The 1,622-nt window shown below is 75.6% G+C and carries 1 protein-coding gene; it reads right to left on the reverse strand.

Annotated features, from left to right (window positions below):
* Positions 1–537: 537 nt before the first annotated feature.
* On the reverse strand, positions 538–1,425 hold the full coding sequence (locus tag ACIP37_RS36140) for a hypothetical protein (RefSeq protein ID WP_400845284.1): 888 nt from the start codon (positions 1,423–1,425) through the stop codon (positions 538–540).
* Positions 1,426–1,622: the final 197 nt, after the last annotated feature.

Genomic DNA, 1,622 nt, shown 5'->3' on the forward strand with positions numbered 1-1,622 from the left:
CCCGCCAACCGATCCGCCACCCGCCGACCGGTCTTACCCGTCCCACCCACCACCAGCACCACACCAGCACCGACCGGAAGATCCACAACACCCTTGGCAACCACAGCAGCCACCCCATTCGGAGAAGAAGTCGACGAAACCAGCGGACCCGGGCGGTTCTGCGAACCCCGCGCGTCCGTCCTCATGTCCACCAGTCAAATCCACTCCGGGCCGGCGAACCATAGCCTCCACACTCACATCCATGCGCGAGCGTCTACCGTCCCCCGGTGTGCCCCGCCCCGGGTCCTGTCCGGCCGGACAGGACCCGGGGCGGGTCTGCTTCGCCATCCACCAGAACACACCCAACCCGCCACGAACCACCCGCCTTGAGGCGGCCTCCAGTGGATCTCCAGCGCCGGCACACCGCCCCCACACCCCGGCCCGGGCCACCGCAAACGGAAGGGTGCGCGTCGGGTGGGGCGGGAGGCGGACCCGGAGTCCAGGCCGGACGCGCATCCGGGTGAGCGGGGTGGTCGGCACCGGTGAGCCGTCGGCGGCTCAGGGCAGCAGCAGGCCCGGGACGAGGACCAGGCCGACCAGGCCCGCGACCAGGGTCGGCAGGCCGGTGACGCCCATCCACACCAGGTGGCCGGCGAGCCCGCCCGGCGTGTCCGCCGACAGGCGGCCGGGCACCACCAGGACCGTGCGGGGCCGCGCCACGTCCCCCACGTCGGCGGCGCTGCACTCGTGCCGCTGCGCCGTGCCGAGCTGGTCGGTCACCCGGTAGGTGTACCGGAGCGTGCGCCGGGTGCTGCGGGAGTGGCCGTGGACGTCGTGCACCCTGTACTCCCCGAGGTAGGAGCCGGTGAACTCCGCCGGGCGGAGCTCGCCCAGTGCCTGCTGCTGGCGCCAGTACCGCAGCTGCCAGGGCAGGTTCGCCGCCCAGGCGGCGCTCACCCACCAGGCGGCGAAGCCGGCCCAGACGAACCCGGCCCGCACCGGGTGGCCGAGCAGGGCCAGGGCGACGGACTCGGTGAGGCAGCCGGCGAACAGGGCGAGGAGGCCGAGCTGCCAGCCGGCGGGCCGCAGCGGCCTGGGCCGCCGGAACGGTTCGACGCGGATCCGCGCCGGGTCGGCCGGAGCCTCGGCGAGCCGTTTCAGCCGTTGCGCGTTGATGGCGTCGGCGAACGCCTGGGCCTTGGCGTCGGTCGTGCCCAGGCGGAACTCGGAGCGCTCGCCGCGCCCCGGCGGGTCGACCTCGACGCACAGGTCCCAGAGCACGCCCCGGCCGGGGACGGCGTGCACCCGGTGGATCCGGCCGTAGGGGATGTGGAAGGCCTCCGGTTCCTCCTGCCACACCAGCGCGGATCCGGTCATCCGCACCGAGCGACGGCCGAACCAGGTGCGGAGTTCCCTCGGCGGTGCGAGTACTGCCTGCCCGGCCATCGCTGTTCTCGTGCTCCCCCGTGACGTGATCTCGGCCGCGTGATCATATAGCCGCGGCGGCCCCCCAAACGGCCGTGGGGGGGGGGCGGCGGGGGCGCCCCCCCCCCCCCCCCGGGGGGCGGGCGCCCCCCCCCCCCCCCCCCCCGCGGCGCCCGCCCCCCCCCCCCCCGCGGGGGCGGGGGGGGGGGCGGGGGGCG

Origin of the sequence: Kitasatospora sp. NPDC088861 (genome assembly GCF_044750105.1) — a bacterium.
GTDB lineage: Bacteria > Actinomycetota > Actinomycetes > Streptomycetales > Streptomycetaceae > Kitasatospora.